This is a genomic window from Acidovorax sp. MR-S7, assembly GCF_000400995.2.
Lineage (GTDB): Bacteria > Pseudomonadota > Gammaproteobacteria > Burkholderiales > Burkholderiaceae_C > MR-S7.
Genome location: NZ_DF238895.1, coordinates 1 through 20,177, shown reverse-complemented (window position 1 = coordinate 20,177; position 20,177 = coordinate 1). Strand labels below are relative to the sequence as shown.

Here is a 20,177-nt window from a genome sequence, read left to right as displayed (position 1 = left end):
GCCGCGCCAGCTCTTGCTCGACGCCATCGGAGTGCCGGTCATCAACACAGATTTGTGACAGAGCCTTTTTTATTCCCTCTAAGGCTCTAAGGCCGCACGCCCTGCCCCAACTGACGGCAGGCCATGACCCCCAGTTCGCGCACGGCCTGCTCCATTGTGGCATCCACCGGATGGGTACAGGCCAGTCGCATGCAGTGCTCATAGCGGCCCGAATTGGAAAACATGCTGCCCGGCGCCGTGCGGATGCCGCACTCCAGCGCCTCGGTGAAGAGCTGCGACGTGGAAAAGCCCGCGGGCAGCTCCAGCCACAGGCACAGGCCGCCGGCCGGCAGGCTCAGCCGAGTGCCGATGGGAAAGTGGTGCGCCACCAGCCGGGCCATGGCCTCGCGCTGCTGCTTGAGCTGCTGCCTGAGCTTGTGCATGTGGCGCTGCTGCGCGGCCGAGCCCATGAGCGCGGCCACCACCAGCTGACCCAGGGTCTGGGTGTTGCGACTCTGAGCGAACTTGAGCATCTGCACGCGGCCGTGCCAGCGGCCCGCATTCATCCAGCCCTGGCGCAGGCCGGGCGCCAGGCTCTTGTTGAAGGCCTGGCAATAGATGACGTGGCCCGAGGCGCTGTCCCATGCCTTGAGAGGCCGCACCGGCTGACTGCCCTCGACGAAGAGGCCGTAGGAGTCGTCTTCGATCAGCGCCGCATCATGGGCCGCGCACAGGGCCACCAGCCGGGCCTTGTGTGCATCGGGCATGCGCGTGCCCAGCGGCATCTGCAGCTCCGGCACCACGACCACGGCCTTGAGCCGCGGCTGGGTCTGGAAAGCCAGCTCCAGCGCCTCGATGGACAGGCCGGTGCGCGGGCTGCACGGGATCTCCAGCGTCTTGAGCTGCAGCGACTCCACGACCTGCAGCAGGCCGTAGTAGGTAGGCGACTCCACCGCCACCACGTCGCCGGGCGAGGCTACCGCCGCCAGCGCCAGGCTCACGGCTTCGGAGTTGCCCGTGGTGGCCAGCACATCGGCAGGCGCCACCCGGATGCCCACCGACAGGGCCTGGCGCGCCATGGCCTGCTGGAAATCGGGGTGGTTGCCCTGGTTGGCCAACAGCGAGCGGCCCTGGGTCAGCAGCGTCGGGTACGTGCGCAGCAGCCGGGCCACGGTCTTGTTGAGAACCTGGTGGTCGAACAGGGATGCCGGCGGCGTACACCCGCCGAGGTCCACGCGCACCGCGGCCTGCCGCCCGCGTTCCAGCAGCAGGGAGATGTGGGCGTTGATGCCGACGAAGTGGGCATGCGGGTCTTGCGGCACGGGGTGGACGGGCTGGCTCAGATCCGGCTCGCTGACCAGCTCCAGGCGGTCCTGGCGGCTGTCGCGCGCGAAATAGCCCACGCGCGGCCTGGCTTGCAGATGGCCCAGCGCCTCCAGGTGCCTGAGCATCTGCAGCGCCGTGGACAGGCTGACCTGGTGCCTGTGCATGAGCTCCCGCACCGAAGGCATGCGCTCCCCCGCCTGCAGCGTTCCCATCTCCATGGCTGTTACGTAATCCGACGCCAGGCGCCGATAGAGCGGAACAGGCGGTGCGAAGGAAGTGCTGGAAGCGATCTGCATGAGAGGGAGAGTCACGATGACTGGCCCGATCATGCCCCAGGCCTCTGTTCTGGAACAGATACAGATGCACGGCAAAACAGCCGGAACAGCCGTCGTGTTCCTTCTCTGCTGCACTGCAATATGACGCGGACTGTGCCTGTTGCCTTTGCCTTCGGCTGCCTACGCTTTGGGGGTCTGAAAAACGCTTGCTCCTCCCGCCAGAGGCCCACCCCATGCACACCGATTCTCACTCCCTCGCACCCACCATCCACCGCCTCGCCGCCGGCCAGGCGCAAAGCTTCCAGCTCCGCCAGGGCAGCGAGGTGTTCTGCAGCCAATGCCCGTTGCAACTGACCGTGGCACCGACGGCCTGGTGGGAGGACTGCCGTGGCCAGGTGCTGCTATTGGCGCCGGGCCAGGGCTGGCGCGCGCCGCAGGACCTCTGGGTCCAGTTGGCACCGATCCCGGCATCCGCCCGGGACGGCGCCTTCCTGGTCCGCATCACCCCGCCCCCTGAAAAGCAAAGCCGCTCCGTCCCGCAGGGACTGGAGCGGCTGTGGCGGGTGCTGGGACGGAGCCAGGGGCTCAGGCGTGCGCAGCGCGCAGTTTGACGGAAAACTCCCTGAGCATGGCGATGCCGCTGGCTTCGGCCCGCTGGCACCAGGCCTGGAGCTGGCCGGTCAACTGTTCACGCGACAGCGTGGTGTTGAGCCACAGCTGGCTCAGCTCCTCGCGCATGGTCAGCATCTGGTCGATCACGGGGTGGGCCGCACGCGCCTGGGCCAGCTGCACCTGGGCGCGCTCGGGCACCTTGTCGGTGTCGCGGTGCAGCCAGCGCTGCGCGGCCAAGAGCCGCGACACGTCCGACTGCTGCGCCTTGCGCTGCTTGAGCGCGTCCAGCTCCTGCCGCACGGCGGCGCGCACGCCGCGTGCATAGCGGGCCATGACCTCGTAGCGGTTGGCGATCACGGCCTCCAGGGTGGTCTCGTCGGCCACGGGCTTGACGGCCCCGATGCGCAGGCGCGGCGGGGTCTTCTTGACCTTGGCCCAGCCGATCTTCTGCATGGCGCTGATGTACACCCAGCCGATGTCGAACTCGTAGGGCTTGACCGAGAACCTGGCCGACGTGGGATAGGTGTGGTGGTTGTTGTGCAGCTCCTCGCCCCCGATCACGATGCCCCAGGGCACAAGGTTGGTGGAGGCATCCTGCGCCTCGAAGTTGCGGTAGCCCCAGAAGTGGCCCACGCCGTTGACCACGCCGGCAGCCCAGAACGGAATCCAGAGCATCTGCACCGCCCACACGGCCGCGCCGATGGCGCCGAACAGCAGCACGTCGAGCACCAGCATCAGCGCCACGCCGTGCCAGGTGAAGCGGCTGTAGACGTGGCGCTCCATCCAGTCGTCGGGCGTGCCGTGGCCGAACTTGCGCAGCGTCTCGGCATTCTTCGCCTCGGCGCGGTACAGCTCCGCACCCTGCCACATGACGGTGGACAGGCCGCGCGTCTGCGGGCTGTGCGGGTCGTCCGCGGTCTCGCACTTGGCGTGGTGCTTGCGGTGGATGGCCACCCACTCCTTGGTGACCATGCCGGTGCCGACCCACAGCCAGAAGCGGAAGAAGTGCGAAGGAACGGGCCCCAGGTCCAGCGCCCGGTGGGCCTGCGAACGGTGCAGGAAGATCGTCACGGCCGCGATGGTGACGTGCGTCGTGGCCAGCGTATAGAGCAGCACCTGCCACCAGGACAGGTCCCACAAGCCATGGGCCAGCCAGTCGATGGCGGTATTCAGCACGGCCCAGTCAGGTAACAACATACGAAAAAACCCATTCACCCAGAGAAAACATGCACCACGATAGTAGGGAACGCCCGCGCATGGCAGGCGTGGATACTCGACGGCAGAAAGGCGCGCAGCTCAGCCCTTGCGCGTCCAGACGGCGGCGAAGAAGCCGTCCGTCTGGTGCAGATGGGGCCACAGGCGCAGATATCCAGCGCGGCACAGGCTCTCAGCCTGCGGCACCTTGAGCTGCGCCAGCAATGCGCCCGCGTCCTGGTGCACGAAATCGGCATGTGCGGCAGTGAAGGCCTCGGCAATGGCCTCGTTCTCCTGCGGCAACACGCTGCAGGTGGCGTAGACCAGCCGCCCGCCAGGCTTGACCAGCCGCGCCGCGCTCTCCAGGATGGCCGTCTGCTTGGCCGCCAGCTCCTGCAGCGCCTGGGGCGACTGGCGCCACTTCAGGTCGGGATTGCGGCGCAGCGTACCGAGGCCGGAGCACGGCGCATCGACCAGCACCCGGTCGATCTTGCCGGCCAGGCGCTTGATGCGCTCGTCGCGCTCATGGGCGATGGCCGCCGGGTGCACGTTCGACAGGCCGCTGCGCGCGAGCCTGGGCTTGAGCGATTCGAGCCGGTGGGCCGACACGTCGAACGCGTACAGCCGCCCCGTGCTGCGCATGGCCGCGCCGATGGCCAGCGTCTTGCCGCCCGCACCCGCGCAGAAATCCACCACCATCTCGCCGCGCTTGGCATCCAGCAGCAGCGCCAGCAGCTGCGAGCCCTCGTCCTGCACCTCGATGGCGCCGCGCGTGAAGGCGTCCAGCTTGGTGAGCGCGGGCTTGCCTTCCACGCGCAGGCCCCAGGGCGAATAAGGCGTTGCTACCGTCTTGATAGCTGCTTGCGCAAGCTCCTTCTGGGTTTGCTCGCGTTTTTCCTTCAAGGCGTTGACGCGCAGGTCGAGCGGCGCGCCCTGCGCCAGGCTGTCCGCCAGCGCCCAGAACCCCTCCTCGCCCAGTTGCGCGCGCAACGGCGCCACCAGCCATTCCGGCAGGTTGTGCCGGTGCGGGGCCAGCAGGTCCTGCGGCGCCACCGCGTCGCACTGGTCCAGCCAGGTCTTTTCCTGCGGCGACAGCGCGCTCTTGACGAAGTCGCGCGGGCCGTGGAAGCCCAGGATGGCCAGGCGCCGTTCCTTGGGGCCTGACCCAGAGCGCGCGAGTTGCTCGAACAGCAGCTTCTTGCGCAACACGGCGTAGGCCGTCTCGGCCAGCGTAGCCCGCTCGCGCGGGCCCAGGCTGCGGTGCTCGCGGAAGTAGCGCGAGACGACGGCATCGGCCGGATGTTCGAAGGTAAGAGTCAGCCTGACGAGTTCGGCGCAGGCGTCCAGAAGGGCGTTGGGATGCATGCCGCGATTGTCCCATCCCCGCCTGCCATGCCGGCCGGCGCCTCATTGCCGCTGCGCTGCCCCGGGCATGACGGGGTGCAAGTCCACGTAAGGCGTAGCGGGCTTCCGCCCCGGTGGCAGCGCGGCGGGCACGGCGTGGCCGCTATCGCCCAGCGAATACACGAAGCGGTAGATCGCCCGCAAGTCGTCCTGCTCCATGGCATGCAGCGAAAACCAGGGCATGGGAGGCCGGGTCTTCACGCTGCCGGCGTATTCCAGCCACTGCTGCTCGGTCATGGCGCGCACCGTCTTGCGCAGGTTGGTCGGGAAGGTGGTGCCCCAGGGGCCGTGCCAGCCCATGGCGTCGCCGATGAGCCAGTCCTTCTCGGCCACGTTGCCCCCGCGCTGTGCGTACCGCGGCGTGTGGCAGTCGTTGCAGCCGGTGGTTCTGACGAGGTAGCGGCCGCGCTCGATCTGCTTTGTGTCGAACTCCGGCGCGCACTGCGCCGCCAGGGGCCAAGCGAGAGCGATCAGCAGGGAGATGGCTTTCATGGCTTGCGGGCTCCTGTACAGCGCGGGCGGATGGACCGCAGGCCTGCGCCCGCCATGGCCAGTCCCAGCAGCGCCAGCGCCGCGCCTTGCGGGCCGGGCACGGGCGTGGCCTGGACAGGAGGCGATGGCGGTGCGGCGAATGTGGCTTTGAAGACCAGGTCCCACACGCCCATGTCCGCCCAGGCCGTGCCGGTGAGGTGCGCGCTGTTCGTGCTGCCCAGATAGACGAAGCCGCCACCGCTGTATGCGTTGGACTGCAGGAAGCCCCAGCTCGGCGTGCTGCTGCCTGCGTCGTACAGGGTGGTGCCCAGCAGCACGTAGGTCTGCCCTGGCGCCACCGGCATGCCGCCCGGCGGCGCGAAGGCGTATTCCAGGACGTCGCCGTCGGTGCCCGTGATGGAGACAGGCGCGCTCTGCCACAGCGGGCTGCCCACGGCGCGCTGCTGCGCCGCATCCCAGGCATAAACGGCGGCGCGGAAGGGCCGGCTGTGCCCCATGGCGTCGATGTAGAAGCTGAAGCCGGTCAGCCGGTCGTGGCCCGCAGGCACGGTGATGGTCTGACCAAAGGTGGGCGTGCTGCCGAAGCCGCCCAGCGTGTTGCTGCCGTCCCAGGCGGGCCTGGTGTCGATGTTCTGGGCGCTCGCCGCGGCGGCGGTCAGCGCCGCCGTGGCGGCGAGCGCAATGGGAAGGGGATGGAACTGCATTTTTCCGGGGGGAGAGGTTTCTTGTTCAGCGACCCAGGCAGTGTCCCGGTCCGGGCCGCTGCGCACCGTTAAATCTTGGTTAAGCGCGCCCTTATCATCCGTACCACTCCCGCCTCGACCGCCCCATTCGCCATGTCCGCCCTGCCGCCCGAATGGCTCCGCCACCTGTCCACGCTAACCTCGTTCCGGCTGGGCAGTTGCGACCGCGGCGGCCAGCCCCACGTGTGCCGGGCCTTGGCGGCCGATGCGCTGCCCGACGGGCGCATGCTCGTCCTCGTGGCCGAGCACGCCGCCCCGCGCGTGGTGGCCGCGCTGCGCGCGACGGGGCAGGCGGCGCTGCTGATGACCTCGCCGCGCACCAACCGCACGCTGCACGTGAAAGGCCAGGGCGCCCGCGTGGAGCCCGCGCTGCCCGAACAGGCGGCTCTGCTCGCGCGCTGCCAGCGCCGGCTCGCCGAGGAAATCGCCGAGGTCGATGGCTTCGGCAACGCCGCTCCCGTCGTCGCCCACTGGTATCGCGTGGAACCGGGCGCGGTGGTGGCCATCCGTTTCAGCATCAGCGGCGCCTGGGACCAGACGCCCGGCCCCCATGCCGGCCAACCCGTGGACTTGCTGCCCGCATGACGGCGCTGACCTTGCACGCCATCCGCCGCATCCTGGACGGTGCCATCCCGCCCACGCTGTGCAGCGTGTCGGCAGACGGCGTGCCGCACGTCAACCTGCTCTCGCACGTGGAGTACGTGGACGCACACCACGTCGCCCTCACCTTCCAGTTCTTCAACCGCAGCCGCGCCAACATCCTGGCCACGCGGCGCGTGGCGCTGATGGTGGAAGACCCCCTCACCGGCGGCAGCCTGGAGCTGCACCTGCGCTACCTGCGCACCGAGACCGAAGGCCCCGTCTTCGAGCGCCTGCGCGCCAAGCTCGCGGGCATTGCTGCACACACGGGCATGGAGCACGTCTTCCAGTTGCGCGGGGCGGACGTGTACGAGGTACTCGCCATCGAGCCCCTGGCGCGAGGCGGCGGCGGCACGGCCCCATCCATCCTGCAGCCGCGCTGCGACCTGGCGGCGGGCGCGCGCGCCGTGTCGGCGCGATTGGCCGAATGCGGCGACCTTGCCAGCCTGCTGCAGACCGCCATGGACGGCCTGCGGCGCGACCTGGCCGTGGACCACGCCATCCTCTGGCTGCTGGACGAAGGGCGCCGGAGCCTGTATGCGCTGGCCAGCATCGGCTATGCGCACACCGGCACCGGCGCCGAGCTGCCGCTGGCCGACGCGGGCCTGGCCGGCGTGGCCGTGCACGAGGGCGTGCCGCTGCGCATCGGCCACATGGCGCGCATGTACCGCTATGGCCAGAACCTGCACCAGAACGCGCGCGACCACGGGCTGGTGCCGGACGCGGGCGCCGCCATCCCCCTGCCCGGCCTGGCAACGCCCTGCAGCCAGCTCGCCGTGCCGCTGCGCGCACGGGGCCGCACCGTGGGCGCGCTGCTGGTGGAAAGCGAGAGCGACCAGTTCTTCGGCTACGACGACGAGGACGCACTGGCCCTGCTGTGCGCCCAGCTCGCTCAGGCCCTGGCCACCCTGCAAAGCGCCGACCTGGATGCCGCCCCGGCTGCGCCGGCCGTGGCCCCTGCACCGGCTTTGCCAATCGGCCCTCCGCTGCGCCTGCGCCATTTCCGGCGCGACGACACGGTGTTCATCGACGACCAGTACCTCATCAAGGGCGTGGCGGGCGCCATCCTGTGGAAGGTGGCGTGCGAAGCGCACCGCCACGGCCGCACCGACTTCACCACGCGCGAGCTGCGGCTGGCGGGCGAGGCCCTGCGCCTGCCCGGCGTGCAGGACAACCTGGGCGTGCGCCTGCTCCTGCTGCAGCGCCGCCTGGCCGACTGGGGCGGGCCGCTGCAGATCGAGCGGACGGGGCGCGGGCGCTTCCGCCTGCTGCTGGGGCGGGCGCTGGTGCTGAGCGAGGACGGCGGCGGGCCGTCCTCCTGACCAGTGGCTCAGTCCACCTTGATCTTGGCCGCGTCGATGATGGTCTGGTAGCGCTTGGTCTCGCTGTCCATGAAGGACACGAAGGCCGCCGAGCTGCGGTAGTCGGCCGCGAAGCCCTGGCTGGCCAGTTTGTTCTGCACCTCGGGCAGGGCCATGATGTTCCTGGCCGCCTGGTCCAGGCGCTTGGCGATGGCGGGCGGCAGGTTGGCCGGCGCCCAGAAGCCGTACCAGCTGGAGAACTCGAAGTCCTTGAAGCCCGCCTCGCGCATGGTGGGCACGTCGGGCAGCAGCGGGCTGCGCGTGGCGCCGGTGACGGCCAGCGCGCGCACCTTGCCGCCCTTGACCAGCGGCAGCGCGGTCAGCATGGCGTCCATCTTGGCCTGCACGGCGCCGCCCATCAGGTCCTGCAGCGCGGGGGCACCGCCCTTGTAGAGCACGATGGGCACGTCGGTGCGGCCGATCTCGTGCAGGAAATAGGCCGACGCCAGGTGGTCCGCCGCGCCGAAGCCGCCCGTGGCGAAGCTGATCTTCTCGGGCGAGGCCTTGATCTCCTTGGCGAACTCCTGCGCCGTCGTCGCCTTGACGTGGGGGTTCACCAGGAACGCCAGCGGGCCCTGGGCCAGCAGACTGATGGGCGTGAAGTCCTTGACCGAGTCGTACTTGATGCTGTTCTTGTAGAGCAGCGGGTTGATGGAGTGCAGCGACGCGTTGATGTAGAGCGTGTAGCCGTCCGGCGCGGAGCGCGCGACGGAGGCGGCGCCGATCATGCTGGATGCACCCGCGCGGTTCTCGACCACGACGGACTGGCCCAGCTCGTCCTTGAGCTTGTCGGCGAACATGCGGGCCACGCCATCGACCGGGCCGCCGGGCGCATGGGGCACGACGATGGTGATGGGGCGGGAGGGATAGTCGCCCTCGGCCGCATGCGCGGCGGAAAAGACGGCGAGGGCCGCGGCGGCGGCGATGAGGGTGCGGCGGGTGGTGGGCATGGAAGTCCTCGGTGGATCAGATGGCTTTCAGTTCGGGGGAGCTCCAGCCGTACTTCTTGTCCAGCTCCAGCTCGCGCACGGCGCGCAGGCCCTTGTGCAGCGCCTCGCCCTCCAGGCCGCGCAGCGGCTTGCGCAGCTCGCCCGCGGGCAGGCCCACGGCGCGCATCAGCGACTTGATGGCCACCGGGTTGATGGCGGAGTACGAGAAGTGCAGCATGGGCAGCATGCGCAGGTAGGTTTCGCGGAAGCTGACTGGCTCGGCGGCCGTCTTCCAGGGGCGCGAGAGCACGGCGATCTCGGCCGGCGCGATGTTGCCGGTCATGTTGGCCGTGCCGTGGCCGCCCAGGCTCATGGTGGGCACCACCAGCCCCAGGTTGGGCGAGTCGCAGCACATCACCGACACGTCGGGCCGCCCGGCCAGCACCTGGGCCACCTGGCCCACGCGGGTGGTCGATTCCTTGTGCACCACGTAGTTGGGGTGCTTGAAGATGCGCAGCAGCTGGTCCCAGTGCAGGTCGGACTTCACGCGCGGCGGGTTGTTGTAGATGCCCAGCGGCAGGTCGGTGGCGTCGGCCACTTCGAGGAAGTAGGCCTCGATGTCGGCCTCGGACGCGCAGATGTAGGCCGGCGCGGCGAGGATGGCGCCGTCCGCGCCGTTGGCGCGGGCGAACTTCAGGTACTCGATGGTGGCGGCCGTGTTGTTGCCGGTGCAGCCATAGAAGAATTGGGACTTGCCCGTCTTCATCTTGGCCGTCTCCACGATGACCTGTTGGCGCTCCTGGGACGAGAGCATGGACACCTCGCCCGTCGAGCCCATGAACAGGATGGCGCTGGTGCCGTTGTCTTCATGGAATCGGATCAGCGTGCGGAAACCCTCGAAATCCACGCTGCCGTCCTTGTTGAAGGGCGTGATGAGGGCGACGAAGGAGCCTTCGATTTTCATTTTGCTCATGGTGAATCCTGGGAGTGGGGAAACGGGCCGCGCGGCGCATGTGCCGACGTGTAACCCATTGTGCAACAAGCCTCCCAACCACCGCGCATAACGATATGCGAGCCAGCACTGGATACAAGCCCAAAAGCCATCCAGCGCTTACCCATAATGCATAAGCAGCTCTTTTTTCAGGAGCACTACGTGCATACAGCCGAAAGCTGCGCACCGGCGCCGGCGCGCTCCGCCGTCCTACGGCCGGCGTGCGCAGGCCGCGCTACGGTGGTGCCATGCCCGCGCCGCCAGGCGTGCGCGGAAAAGGAGGTTCCCATGGACTATCTGCTGCAAGGCATGTTCGGCGAGAAATCGCCCACCAAGGTGGTCGCCGTGTTCGACGACCAGGCCAGCGCCGAGGCCGTGATCGGCCGCCTGCTGCGCCTGCCCGGCATGGAGCCGGGGCAGGTGCGGCTGGCCGGGCCGAAGGATCTGCGCACCCACCGCGCCGACCTGTTCGGCCGCAAGATGGAGCCCGAGCAGCGCGGCATCTTCCAGACGCTGCTGCGCACCCACGTGGTGACGGGCTTCGCGGGCGGCGTGCTGGGGCTGGTGCTCTACGCCTACCTGATGGGCACTGGCCACCCCATGATGGTCAGCAGCCCGCTGCTGGCCTTCATCGCCATCGTCGGCTTCGCCACCACTTTCGGCCTGATGCTGGGCGGGCTGGTCGCCATGCGGCCGGACCACATCCGCGTGATCACCCAGGTACGCGCCGCGCTGCGCTCCGGGCGCTGGGCCGTGGTGGTGCACCCCACCGATGGGCACCAGGCCGACCTGGCGCAGGAGGCGCTGCAGGCCAGCAGCGCCAACGTCATGCGCACGCTGTAAGCTGGCACAAGCCAAATCGGCCCGTAGCGCTTGCTGCACAAGCGCAAGCAGCTACTATTTTTGCAGCACCAGCTCCAGCACGGCGCGCGGGTAGATCACATGCTCCTGCGTGAGCACGCGCGCCGCCAGGGTCTGCGCCGTGTCGCCGGGCAGCACGGGCACCGCCGCCTGGGCCAGGATGGGGCCGGCGTCGAGCTCCGCCGTCACCAGGTGCACGGTGGCGCCCGCCACCTGGCAGCCCGCGTCGATGGCGCGCTGGTGCGTGTGCAGGCCGGGGAAAGCCGGCAGCAGCGACGGGTGGATGTTCACCAGCCGCCCTGCGAAGTGCTGCACGAACCCGGGCGTGAGGATGCGCATGAAGCCCGCCAGCACCACGACGGCGGGCGCATGGGCGTCGATGGCCCGGGCCAGCGCGGCGTCGAAATCCTCGCGCGAGGCGTAGGCCTTGTGGTCCAGCACCTGGGTGGGAATGCCGTGCTCGCGCGCGATGGCCAGCCCCCCGGCATCGGCCTTGTTGCTCAGCACGGCGGCCACGCGGGCGCCGTGGCGGCCAGCCCAGTCCTGCTGCTGCGCCACGCGCACGATGGCAGCCATGTTGGAGCCGCCGCCTGAGATCAAAATCACGATGTTCTTCATTTGCCTGGAATTATCCCCGCCCCATGCCCTTCGACGCCCGCACCCGCCCCCTCACCACCCCGCAAGCCCGCGTGCTCGCCACGCTGCTGGAAAAGTCGCGCACCGTGCCCGACAGCTATCCGCTCACGCTCAACAGCCTCGTCGCAGGCTGCAACCAGAAAAGCAGCCGCGAGCCCGTGATGCAGCTCACCGACGGCGAGGTGCAGGAGGCCCTGGACGGCCTGCGCCAGCAGACGCTGGTGACGGAGATCGGCGGCGCCCGCGTGGCGCGCTGGGAGCACAACTTCGCCCGTGGCGTGGGGGTGCCCGACCAGTCCGCCGTGCTGCTGGGCCTGCTGATGCTGCGCGGCCCGCAGACGGCGGGCGAGCTGCGCATCAACGCCGAGCGCTGGTACCGCTTCGCGGACATCTCCTCGGTCGAGGCTTTCCTGGACGAGCTGCAGGAGCGCAGCGACGAGAAGGGCGGGCCGCTGGTGGTCCTGCTCCCCCGTGCGCCCGGCGCGCGCGAACCGCGCTGGGCGCACCTGCTGTGCGGGCCGGTGGATGCCACGGCGCTGGCCGCGCCCGCCGCCGAGTCCACACCCGACGGCACGCTGGCCCAGCGCGTGCAGGCGCTGGAGGCCGAGGTCGCCGCGCTGCGCGCCACCGTCGAGCGCCTGTGCGGCCAGCTGGGCGTGGAGCCGTGAATGTCACGATGCGGACAGGATAAATAAGCACGCCCGTGCTACAAACCCCGCTTGCCACAGGAGACTCCCCCATGGACCTTGCTTTCACCCCCGAAGAACAGGCGTTCCGCGAAGAAGTGCGCGCCTGGGTGCGCGCCAACCTGCCCGCGCACATCGCCCACAAAGTGCACAACGCCCTGCGCCTGACGCGCGACGACATGCAGGGCTGGGCCAAGATCCTGGGCAAGAAGGGCTGGCTGGGCTTCGGCTGGCCGAAACAGTTCGGCGGCCCCGGCTGGACGGCCGTGCAAAAGCACCTGTTCGAGGAAGAATGCGCGCTTGCTGGCGCGCCGCGCATCATCCCCTTCGGCCCGGTGATGGTGGCGCCCGTCATCATGGCCTACGGCACGCCCGAGCAGCAAAAGCGCTTCCTGCCCGGCATCGCCAGCGGCGAGGTCTGGTGGAGCCAGGGCTACAGCGAACCCGGCTCGGGCTCGGACCTGGCCAGCGTGAAGACCCGCGCCGAGCGCGTGGGCGACAAATACATCGTCAACGGCCAGAAGACCTGGACCACGCTGGGCCAGCACGGCGACTGGATGTTCAACCTGGTGCGCACCAGCAACGAGGGCAAGCCGCAGACGGGCATTTCGTTCCTGCTGCTGGACATGAAGAGCCCCGGCGTGACGGTGCGCCCCATCAAGCTGCTGGACGGCGAGTGCGAGGTCAACGAGGTGTTCTTCGACAACGTCGAAGTGCCCGCCGAGAACCTCATCGGCGAGGAGAACAAGGGCTGGACCTACGCCAAGCATCTGCTCAGCCACGAGCGCACCAACATCGCCGACGTGAACCGCAGCAAGCGCGAATTGGAACGCCTCAAGCGCATCGTGAAGAACGAAGGGCTGTGGGGCGACATGCGCCTGCGCGACCAGATCGCGCTGCTGGAGGTGGACATCGTGGCGCTGGAAATGCTGGTGCTGCGCGTGCTGTCCAACGAGAAGAGCGGCAAGAACTCGCTGGACATCGCCGGCCTGCTCAAGATCAAGGGCAGCGAGATCCAGCAGCGCTATGCCGAGCTGATGATGCTGGCAGCGGGCCCCTTCGCCCTGCCCTTCATCGAGGAAGCCATGGAGGCCGGCTGGCAGGGCGATTTCCCCGGCGGCGAGGTGGCCAACGCGCCGCTGGCATCCCAGTATTTCAACCTGCGCAAGACCACCATCTACGGCGGCAGCAACGAAGTGCAGCGCAACATCGTGGCTCAAACCGTGCTGGGCTGAGGAGACAAAGACATGGACTTCGACTTTTCCGACGACCAGCAGCAACTGCGCGACGCCGTGCGCCGCTGGGTGGACAAGGGTTACACCTTCGAGCGCCGCCGTGCCATCGTCGCCGCGGGTGGCTTCGACCGCGTGGCCTACGGCGAGCTAGCCGAGCTAGGCCTGACGGCCCTCACCGTGCCCGAGGCCCACGGCGGCCTGGGCCAGGGCACCGTGGACGCCATGGTGGCCATGGAGGAACTCGGCCGCGGCATCGTGCTGGAGCCGCTGGCGCACACCTTCATCGCCGCCAGCGTGCTGGGCCGCTACGCCCCCGAGGCCGTGCAGGCCGGCTGGCTGCCGCGCATCGCCAGCGGCGAGGCGCTGGTGGTGCTCGCCCACCAGGAGCGCAAGGCGCGCTACCGCCTCGACGTTTGCGAGGCAAAAGCCGCCCCGACGCCCACCGGGTATGCGGTAACAGCTCTCAAAAGCATAGTATCCGCCGGCGACCAGGCCGACGCCTACCTGGTGCCCGCGCACCTGGACGGCCGCATCGCCCTGTTCCTCGTCGAGCGCGCCGCCTCCGGCGTGGCCGCGCGCGGCTACCTCACGCAGGACGGCAGCCGCGCCGCCGAGGTGGTGCTGGACAACACCGCCGCCACGCTGGTCACCACCGATGGCCTGGCCGCGCTGGAGCTGGCCGTGGACACCGGCATCGCCTGCACCTGCGCCCAGGCCGTGGGCGTGATGGACCAGACTGCCGCCGTCACCTTCGACTACCTCAACCAGCGCAAGCAGTTCGGCGTGCCCATCGCCAGCTTCCAGGCCCTGCGCCACCGCGCGGCCGACATGAAGATGCAGCTGGAACTGGCCCGCTCCATGAGCTACTACGCCAGCCTCAAGCTCGGCGCCCCCGCCGACGAGCGCCGCCGCGCCCTGGCCCGTGCCAAGGTGCAGCTGGGCCAGTCCATACGCTTCGTGGGCCAGCAGGCGGTGCAGATGCATGGGGGCATCGGCGTGACGGATGAATACATCGTCAGCCACTATTTCAAGACGCTCACCCAGCTCGAAATCACCTGGGGCGATACGCTGCACCACCTGGGCGAGGTGAGTGCGCGCATGCAGGAAACGGCAGGCGTGTTCGCCTGAAACCCGCCCTCCGGGACAAGCCCGGCGGGCCACCATGGAAAAAGCCAGCGATGCGTTCACCGCATCGCTGGCTTTTCTTCATGGCGGGCAGGTCATAGTGCAGACCTGCCCAGGGAAGGCTCAGCGCCGGGCCTGGTGCCTCTGGCGGCGGGCCGCCAGCCCCACGATGCCCAGGGCTGCAGCCAGCAGCGCCAGGGGGTTGTCCACCGGGATGGGAGCAGGCGCCGGGGGCGCTACCGGCGTCGGCGACGGATTACCCGGACCTCCAGTCGCCCCAGGCGGCAGACTCACCGGCGGCACGCCGCCGCCCGGCGTTACCGGCCCCACCGTCATGCCCTGAATGTAGGTCGTATCGCCCTCCAGCTCCGTACCGCCCGGCGGCGTCCAGCGCGCTGTGCCCTGGTTCGTGTAAGAGCCCCCGCCGGCGGGAACCGACACGTTGAACGAGATGAACAACCGGTTCTGCGCCGTGGTCACGGTCTTCCCGAAGTCCGGGCCGAAGTTCGCCACCGCCGACACCGTCTTGGACGCCGCGTCGTAGGTGCAAGCCATGGCCGCTGTCGCGCCCTCGCCCACACAGGCCAGCGAGCCGTCGTTGATGAACGTCATGGGCGCCTGGATCACGTCGGACACGGTCACGCCGTTGGCGGGCACCACGTTGTCGTTCACCCACACCATGGTCCAGCGGATCACGTCGTTGCCCGCGAGCGTGCCCACCTTCACGCCGAACGGCGGGTCGTAGATCATGCCGAAGATGGTCTGCGTCCTGTCCTCGCCCGTGGCCTTGGGCGCGCCGGGGATCGGCGTGTTGCTGGCGTCGGTCACAGGCATTTCCAGCGACACGGTGTTCAGCACGCTCTTGTTGCGCACGTCGTTCACGTACCAGATGCCCACGGCGCCAGGGGCCAGCGGCAGGGTAGTGCCCGCCTTCGGCGTGTACACGGTGCCGCTGGGCAGTTCCGGATCGTTGAAGACCGGTGCACCCAGGTAAGTGGTGCCGGTATTCCTCACCACGAAGCACCAGGTCACGTTGTGGTTTGTGGGATTCTTCTCCACGATAGTCAGCAGCTTGGAGTTGGTCGCTTTCGGATAGACGCACTTGGCGCCGCTGTCATGGCCCTCATACACCGTCTTTTCGAGGAACAGGTCACCCGGCACCAGGATCAAGGTCTGCGCCTTGGCGGTGTTGTTGGGCTGGTTCACAAAGGGCTCATCCCTGGCGTCCACGCGGGCCTCGATCTCCACCGGCCCGCTGGCGGGTACCTTGTAGGCCACCGTCAGCGAGGTCTTGTCGCCGGGGTTCAGCGTACCGGGCAGGGTGCCAGGCTTCACCGTCACCTCGCCCGTGCCCGGGTCGTATTCGCACCCAGGCGAAGCGGGGGTGCACGACACATCCGTCAGGTCCTTGGGCAGCGTCACCTTGTAGGTCACCCCCTCGGCTTTGGCCGGGCCCAGGTTCTCGAAGGTCACCGGCACGTTCACCATGGTGCCCGTCACGGCCGAGGGCGGCGGGGCCACCGTCACGGTCACGTCGGGCGTGGGTGCGGGCGATGCGGCCGGGGCCTTGGTCGTGCCCGTGGCTTCGTTGTTATCGGTTTTGGTGTCGTTGTCCGCACCCACGGTGCTCTTGACCGTGACCGAGTCATTGGCCGCAGGCGCTGTGTAGGTCACATCCAGCTCCAGGCTCTGGCCGGGGGCCAGCTCGGTCGGTAGACCGCAGCCGCTCAACACGCCAGCCGTCAACGTGCAGGGCGTGCCCTGGTAGCTGACGGCGGTGAACGCGCCCGCGGACAGTTCGACCTTGTAGGTCATGCCCGTGGCCTCCACGCTGCCGATGTTCAGGTACTTCACCTTGCCGCTCACCAGCTGGCCGGCCTCGGCGCTCGTGGGCACCTGCACCGTGGTCGTCACCTCTCCCTTCTGCTCGTTGGGCCCGGTCGTTGTCTTGGGCACCGTCAGGGTCGCGGTGTCGATGTTGTTGGGCTTCGGATCGCCCGAGGTCTGCGTATCCACCTTGCTCGTGAGCGTGTAGGTGGCCGTCTGCGGGTCGTCGGGAACCGTCCAGCGCAACTCCACCTCCTGCTTCTGCCCAGGCGCCAGCGCCTCCGGCAGGCCGGTGATGGTCACCTTGCCCGTGGTCCTGTCATAGGTGCAGGTAGCCCCCGTGCAGTTCACCCTATCTATGCCCGTGGGCAGGCCGGTCACCTCGTACGTCACCTGACTGGCGGTCTCGGCGCCGTTGTTGCCAAAGGTCAGCAGGGCCGTCACCTGGTCGCCGGCGTCGGCGCTGCCGGGCATGTCGATGGTGGAATACACGTCAGGCTTTGCAGCCACCGTCACCTTCACCTTGGCCGTGTCGCAGGTCGTCGCGGGGGCCGTCAGACACACCTTGTACTCGAACTCGTCCTCGCCAGACCATCCCGGCTCGGTCGGCGTATAGGTGCACTTGCCTGGGGCGCAGACCACGGTGCCGTGCGCCGGATCCTGCGTCTTTTCGATGCTGTTCGGATTGATCCCGCCGCCACCCACCGACGTGTCGTTGTCCAGCACCGGTATCTCCACCGGCGTGCCCGACGAGGTGCTTGCCGTGTCGTCCTTGGCGTCGATGGCCGTCGAGGCGATGGTCACCGTCACCGCGGCCGTGTCGCACAGGTGCGCGTTCGGCGCTGCCATGCAAATGGTGTAGGTGTAGGTGTCGGTTCCCGTGAAGCCCCCCGTTGGCGTATAGGTACAAGCCGTCGCGGTGCAGGTCACCGTGCCATTGGAGCCGTTGGTTTTACCCGTGACGCTAAACGACGGCGGCGACTGCTCTTGGCCCGAACTGTCGAAAACCTTCGTCCAGTCGTTCGTGGTCACCTGCGTCTCCACGGACGTGCCGGGCGTCGTGACCGCGGTGTCGTTGTTGGCCTTGATCTGGGCCTTGGGAATGGTGTAGGTCGCCGTGTTGACCGACTCATCGCCGTTGTTGTCGATGGCCTTGAAAGGGAAGGTCGCCACAGCAACGTCTTCACCTGCGTACCACAGCTCGGCATCCGCCTCCAAGAACAGGCCGCCCGGAGGAATAGCCGTAATGGGCACCGGAAGACTGCCGTCCAGAATGTAAAGCGTGCCGTTCGAGGGCAGGCCAAGGATGTGGTACGAAACCACGGAACCGTCGGGATCCTGGTCGTAGCCCTTGAGCTTGGCCGCAGTGCTGGTCCCAGGCAGCACCAGCCGGGTAGGCGTAGTGCCCAGGCCCACCGGAGCGGTGCTCACGTCTTCCGCGATCGGGGGCTTGTTGATGTCGCCATTGGCCTTGACCACACGCACGCGGTGATCCTCTATTTCGCCATCCAGGGCGAAGCCGAGCGCGCGCGCATCTTCACCCGTTCTGACGATCACGTTCGACGCGGGGAAGTTCTTGTTGTAGTTGAGAGAATCGGTTTCCACCTTCGCAGTGGTGATGCGCAACCGTATATAGCGATAACCTTCGGTCAGGCCGGTCAACCCCGACCAGCTCAGGGTGGCTTCGCCGCCAATGGTGCTGGCAGTTGCCGGCGCGCTTGTGTATTCGGCCGTCTGGAAAATACCATCGTTGTTCCAATCGACCCATGCATGGATGGTGCCCGCCGTGGTCGTCTTGTTCGTGTATGCGACCTTCAATGCATAGGCCGTCTGGTTGTCCTTGATGTCGTGGAGCTTGCCACCCGGCGTTGCCACCGTCGTCAGAGCACCGGTGGAATCCGTCGCCTCGACAATGCCGTCCTCTTCCCAGACATCGGGAGAGCCAGGAACATAGTCACCATAGGACTCGTCGTTCTGGGTGCCGCTGACGACATTCTTGGGCGTTGCGTCGTTCTGCTGAGGCGGCCGTGCGCCCAAGAACAGTTGGTTCTGGCTTGGGTCGTCGGCGCCAACGGCATAGAAATGCATAGCCTGGTTGCTGCCTCCGCCATTTTCATAGCCCTTGGGCACATCGCCATAATCAAAACCGGAAGCGCCGCAGATATTCAGGACAGGGGTGGCCTTGCAGTTGAAGGCAGATTGGGTTTTATCCCCCACCACGCCATCGCCCATGCTGCCCTTGATCTGATGGCCCACATAGCAGAATTGCGGGCTGCTCTTGGGCAGGTAAACGGTGGTGTGTCCGCCTACCTCGACCAGACGCGCCTTGTCCGTTCCCAGGGAATAGGTATCAGCATCGCCATTGGCCTGGTAGGTGGCAATGGATCGCGCCGCTCCCACATGGAAGTTTCCGGTGGCGGCAGTCCCGCCATTCGTGCCACTGCGGGAAATCATGCTCCCTTGATTGGAGCCCCATGTATAGACCTTTTCATCCAATTCTGGATTGACCGGATCCGCCGTGGTGATCAGTGCACCGGCCGCTCCCCCATTGGCGCCGCCTGCATCATGTTCCTGCACGCTGAAAAAGGCCACGCGGCCCGTCAGACTCACGTCCGTCGTTCCATCTGCCGCCTTAGCCTTGACGGTTTGCCAATTTGGCACATCGGCTGTCGCGTTGATGCTGGCGCCCAACTGCCGCTGGGTATTCGCGCCCACCGAGTACAGCGTTCCCGTAGTGGAGAGAACGAACATGGTGTTGTTGGTCAAGGTGCCACTGCCCGTCACACCGATCATCTTGGGCGTGATGGGATTGCCGCTTTCCAGCGGCAGCGTCATGGGTGAGGCATATCCTGCTGCGGTCACAGGATTGCCGTCACCGAAAAAGGGGGTGCGGCCCCATGCATAGAGCTTGCCGTCGGCCGTCTGGGCCATCAGGGCGCCATAGTTGTCGCCGCCGACATGGCCCCGGACGGCCACGACGTTGTCGAGAAAAGTTGACGCATCCTTTTTCACGCGGTGCCACTGATTATCGCCCGCCCCCGTCGTTGCGCCCTGCCCCTGGAAATTGGCACCACCAGCCACGGAGCTGTTGACCAATACCCAGACGCTGCCGGGCTGCCCCGCCTTGTCGAGCTTGGTCACCAGGGCCAGGAGTTTGTTGGTGGCGAAGATCTGTGCCACGTCCTCAGGATTGACACCCGCCGGCAAACCTGTCGCGCTGTTGCCATTGGCCACATTGACGGGTCCTACCGGATTGGTACTTTTGTTGCTGCTGCTCAGCACCGTACCAGGCTTGCCCCAGGCATACAGCCCCTTAGTCGTCAGGGCAATGGTCTGCTCATCGTTCGTCGCGCTCCCCACCGTCATCAAGATCGGGTAGCCCCCATCGAAACGCTGCGCGCCATTGGCCCACACGCCATCGGGCGTGATGTCCATGGGTCGCGGCACGGACGACCCCGCATAAGTAGCGGGCGGGCTCCCAGAGCCAGGATAAGCGCCGGTCACCCCCATGGTCTGCCCCCAGCCAGCCCAGGAGCCATCGGTGCGTTGCGCCACCGACTGGTGGAACGAGCTGACGATGATGTCGTAGCTCTTGTCAGGCTGGCAAGTCTGCGCCACCGCCTGCTGCGCGCCGAACAACGATACGGCCAGCAAGGCTGCCACTTTGGCGCGGTTCGCCCCGCCCCCTACCATGGGTCGCAACCACCTCCGGGCATGGCCCTGAAGTGACCGCCAGACGTTGGCAGTAGTCATGCTGCTCCTTCTCTTGCTTGGTCAATGCACAAAATAAAAGGCTCTGTCACAAATCTGTGTTGGTAGTATGTGGGCCAACGCGTTGACGGAGTGGGTTTGCCATGCGGAA

The 20,177-nt window shown here is 67.7% G+C and carries 16 protein-coding genes; 7 read left to right on the top strand and 9 right to left on the bottom strand.

Going from position 1 to position 20,177, the window contains the following annotated elements; genetic code table 11:
• Positions 1-86 precede the first annotated feature (86 nt).
• Complete coding sequence (locus AVS7_RS02030) at positions 87-1,601, bottom strand: PLP-dependent aminotransferase family protein (protein ID WP_034689746.1); 1,515 nt, start codon at positions 1,599-1,601, stop codon at positions 87-89.
• A gap of 212 nt (positions 1,602-1,813) precedes the next feature.
• On the opposite strand from AVS7_RS02030, the gene AVS7_RS02025 reads away from it, so the two are divergent.
• Positions 1,814-2,191, top strand: a complete 378-nt coding sequence (locus AVS7_RS02025; RefSeq protein WP_020226842.1) for a hypothetical protein — start codon at positions 1,814-1,816, stop codon at positions 2,189-2,191.
• Here the strand turns inward: AVS7_RS02025 and AVS7_RS02020 are convergent.
• The 4 genes from AVS7_RS02020 to AVS7_RS02005 form a co-directional block, all read right to left on the bottom strand.
• Complete coding sequence (locus AVS7_RS02020) at positions 2,166-3,389, bottom strand: fatty acid desaturase (RefSeq protein WP_024000801.1); 1,224 nt, start codon at positions 3,387-3,389, stop codon at positions 2,166-2,168. The genes AVS7_RS02025 and AVS7_RS02020 overlap by 26 nt on opposite strands.
• A 99-nt stretch (positions 3,390-3,488) precedes the next feature.
• Positions 3,489-4,751: an RsmB/NOP family class I SAM-dependent RNA methyltransferase gene (locus AVS7_RS02015; protein ID WP_020226840.1), complete on the bottom strand. Its 1,263-nt coding sequence runs from the start codon at positions 4,749-4,751 to the stop codon at positions 3,489-3,491.
• A gap of 42 nt (positions 4,752-4,793) precedes the next feature.
• Positions 4,794-5,282, bottom strand: coding sequence for a hypothetical protein (locus AVS7_RS02010; RefSeq protein ID WP_020226839.1), 489 nt, complete (start codon positions 5,280-5,282; stop codon positions 4,794-4,796).
• Positions 5,279-5,986 carry a hypothetical protein gene (locus AVS7_RS02005; RefSeq protein WP_020226838.1) on the bottom strand — a complete coding sequence of 236 codons (708 nt, stop codon included), beginning with the start codon at positions 5,984-5,986 and terminating at the stop codon, positions 5,279-5,281. Before AVS7_RS02005 ends, AVS7_RS02010 begins: the two co-directional genes overlap by 4 nt.
• A gap of 132 nt (positions 5,987-6,118) precedes the next feature.
• Here AVS7_RS02005 and AVS7_RS02000 point away from each other — a divergent pair, with 132 nt between their 5' ends.
• Positions 6,119-6,610: a pyridoxamine 5'-phosphate oxidase family protein gene (locus AVS7_RS02000; RefSeq protein ID WP_020226837.1), complete on the top strand. Its 492-nt coding sequence runs from the start codon at positions 6,119-6,121 to the stop codon at positions 6,608-6,610.
• On the top strand, positions 6,607-7,986 hold the full coding sequence (locus tag AVS7_RS01995; RefSeq protein WP_020226836.1) for a GAF domain-containing protein: 1,380 nt from the start codon (positions 6,607-6,609) through the stop codon (positions 7,984-7,986). Before AVS7_RS02000 ends, AVS7_RS01995 begins: the two co-directional genes overlap by 4 nt.
• 8 nt (positions 7,987-7,994) lie before the next feature.
• Here the strand turns inward: AVS7_RS01995 and AVS7_RS01990 are convergent, their stop codons facing one another.
• Both AVS7_RS01990 and AVS7_RS01985 read right to left on the bottom strand, forming a co-directional pair.
• The gene (locus AVS7_RS01990) at positions 7,995-8,975 is read right to left on the bottom strand and encodes a tripartite tricarboxylate transporter substrate binding protein (RefSeq protein WP_020226835.1); all 981 of its coding nucleotides are present in this window, start codon (positions 8,973-8,975) and stop codon (positions 7,995-7,997) included.
• 16 nt (positions 8,976-8,991) lie between these two features.
• Entirely contained in the window at positions 8,992-9,927 is a 936-nt protein-coding gene (locus AVS7_RS01985) for a 4-hydroxy-tetrahydrodipicolinate synthase (RefSeq protein ID WP_024000799.1), read from the bottom strand.
• A gap of 306 nt (positions 9,928-10,233) precedes the next feature.
• Between AVS7_RS01985 and AVS7_RS01980 the strand changes: the two genes are divergently transcribed.
• Positions 10,234-10,788 carry a hypothetical protein gene (locus tag AVS7_RS01980; RefSeq protein WP_020226833.1) on the top strand — a complete coding sequence of 185 codons (555 nt, stop codon included), beginning with the start codon at positions 10,234-10,236 and terminating at the stop codon, positions 10,786-10,788.
• 54 nt (positions 10,789-10,842) lie between these two features.
• Here the strand turns inward: AVS7_RS01980 and purN are convergent, their stop codons facing one another.
• Complete coding sequence (gene purN / locus AVS7_RS01975) at positions 10,843-11,424, bottom strand: phosphoribosylglycinamide formyltransferase (protein WP_020226832.1); 582 nt, start codon at positions 11,422-11,424, stop codon at positions 10,843-10,845.
• A 23-nt stretch (positions 11,425-11,447) separates the two neighbouring features.
• Here purN and AVS7_RS01970 point away from each other — a divergent pair, with 23 nt between their 5' ends.
• From AVS7_RS01970 to AVS7_RS01960, 3 genes are all read left to right on the top strand, one after another.
• Positions 11,448-12,110 (top strand): YceH family protein, encoded by a 663-nt coding sequence (locus tag AVS7_RS01970; RefSeq protein WP_020226831.1) that lies wholly within the window; start codon positions 11,448-11,450, stop codon positions 12,108-12,110.
• 71 nt (positions 12,111-12,181) lie between these two features.
• Positions 12,182-13,363, top strand: a complete 1,182-nt coding sequence (locus tag AVS7_RS01965) for an acyl-CoA dehydrogenase family protein (protein WP_020226830.1) — start codon at positions 12,182-12,184, stop codon at positions 13,361-13,363.
• A gap of 12 nt (positions 13,364-13,375) precedes the next feature.
• A complete protein-coding gene (locus AVS7_RS01960) occupies positions 13,376-14,491 on the top strand; it encodes an acyl-CoA dehydrogenase family protein (protein WP_020226829.1) in 1,116 nt (371 codons plus the stop codon).
• A 120-nt stretch (positions 14,492-14,611) separates the two neighbouring features.
• On the opposite strand, the gene AVS7_RS01955 is transcribed toward AVS7_RS01960, so the two are convergent.
• Positions 14,612-20,068 carry an Ig-like domain-containing protein gene (locus tag AVS7_RS01955; RefSeq protein WP_144425036.1) on the bottom strand — a complete coding sequence of 1,819 codons (5,457 nt, stop codon included), beginning with the start codon at positions 20,066-20,068 and terminating at the stop codon, positions 14,612-14,614.
• Positions 20,069-20,177: the final 109 nt, after the last annotated feature.

Excerpts from the sequence above, each read along its gene's own strand:
- AVS7_RS02030 (WP_034689746.1), bottom strand. The coding sequence starts at position 1,601 with ATGCAGATCGCTTCCAGCACTTCCTTCGCACCGCCTGTTCCGCTCTAT.
- AVS7_RS02025 (WP_020226842.1), top strand. The coding sequence starts at position 1,814 with ATGCACACCGATTCTCACTCCCTCGCACCCACCATCCACCGCCTCGCC.
- AVS7_RS02020 (WP_024000801.1), bottom strand. The coding sequence starts at position 3,389 with ATGTTGTTACCTGACTGGGCCGTGCTGAATACCGCCATCGACTGGCTG.
- AVS7_RS02015 (WP_020226840.1), bottom strand. The coding sequence starts at position 4,751 with ATGCATCCCAACGCCCTTCTGGACGCCTGCGCCGAACTCGTCAGGCTG.
- AVS7_RS02010 (WP_020226839.1), bottom strand. The coding sequence starts at position 5,282 with ATGAAAGCCATCTCCCTGCTGATCGCTCTCGCTTGGCCCCTGGCGGCG.
- AVS7_RS02005 (WP_020226838.1), bottom strand. The coding sequence starts at position 5,986 with ATGCAGTTCCATCCCCTTCCCATTGCGCTCGCCGCCACGGCGGCGCTG.
- AVS7_RS02000 (WP_020226837.1), top strand. The coding sequence starts at position 6,119 with ATGTCCGCCCTGCCGCCCGAATGGCTCCGCCACCTGTCCACGCTAACC.
- AVS7_RS01995 (WP_020226836.1), top strand. The coding sequence starts at position 6,607 with ATGACGGCGCTGACCTTGCACGCCATCCGCCGCATCCTGGACGGTGCC.
- AVS7_RS01990 (WP_020226835.1), bottom strand. The coding sequence starts at position 8,975 with ATGCCCACCACCCGCCGCACCCTCATCGCCGCCGCCGCGGCCCTCGCC.
- AVS7_RS01985 (WP_024000799.1), bottom strand. The coding sequence starts at position 9,927 with ATGAGCAAAATGAAAATCGAAGGCTCCTTCGTCGCCCTCATCACGCCC.
- AVS7_RS01980 (WP_020226833.1), top strand. The coding sequence starts at position 10,234 with ATGGACTATCTGCTGCAAGGCATGTTCGGCGAGAAATCGCCCACCAAG.
- purN (WP_020226832.1), bottom strand. The coding sequence starts at position 11,424 with ATGAAGAACATCGTGATTTTGATCTCAGGCGGCGGCTCCAACATGGCT.
- AVS7_RS01970 (WP_020226831.1), top strand. The coding sequence starts at position 11,448 with ATGCCCTTCGACGCCCGCACCCGCCCCCTCACCACCCCGCAAGCCCGC.
- AVS7_RS01965 (WP_020226830.1), top strand. The coding sequence starts at position 12,182 with ATGGACCTTGCTTTCACCCCCGAAGAACAGGCGTTCCGCGAAGAAGTG.
- AVS7_RS01960 (WP_020226829.1), top strand. The coding sequence starts at position 13,376 with ATGGACTTCGACTTTTCCGACGACCAGCAGCAACTGCGCGACGCCGTG.
- AVS7_RS01955 (WP_144425036.1), bottom strand. The coding sequence starts at position 20,068 with ATGACTACTGCCAACGTCTGGCGGTCACTTCAGGGCCATGCCCGGAGG.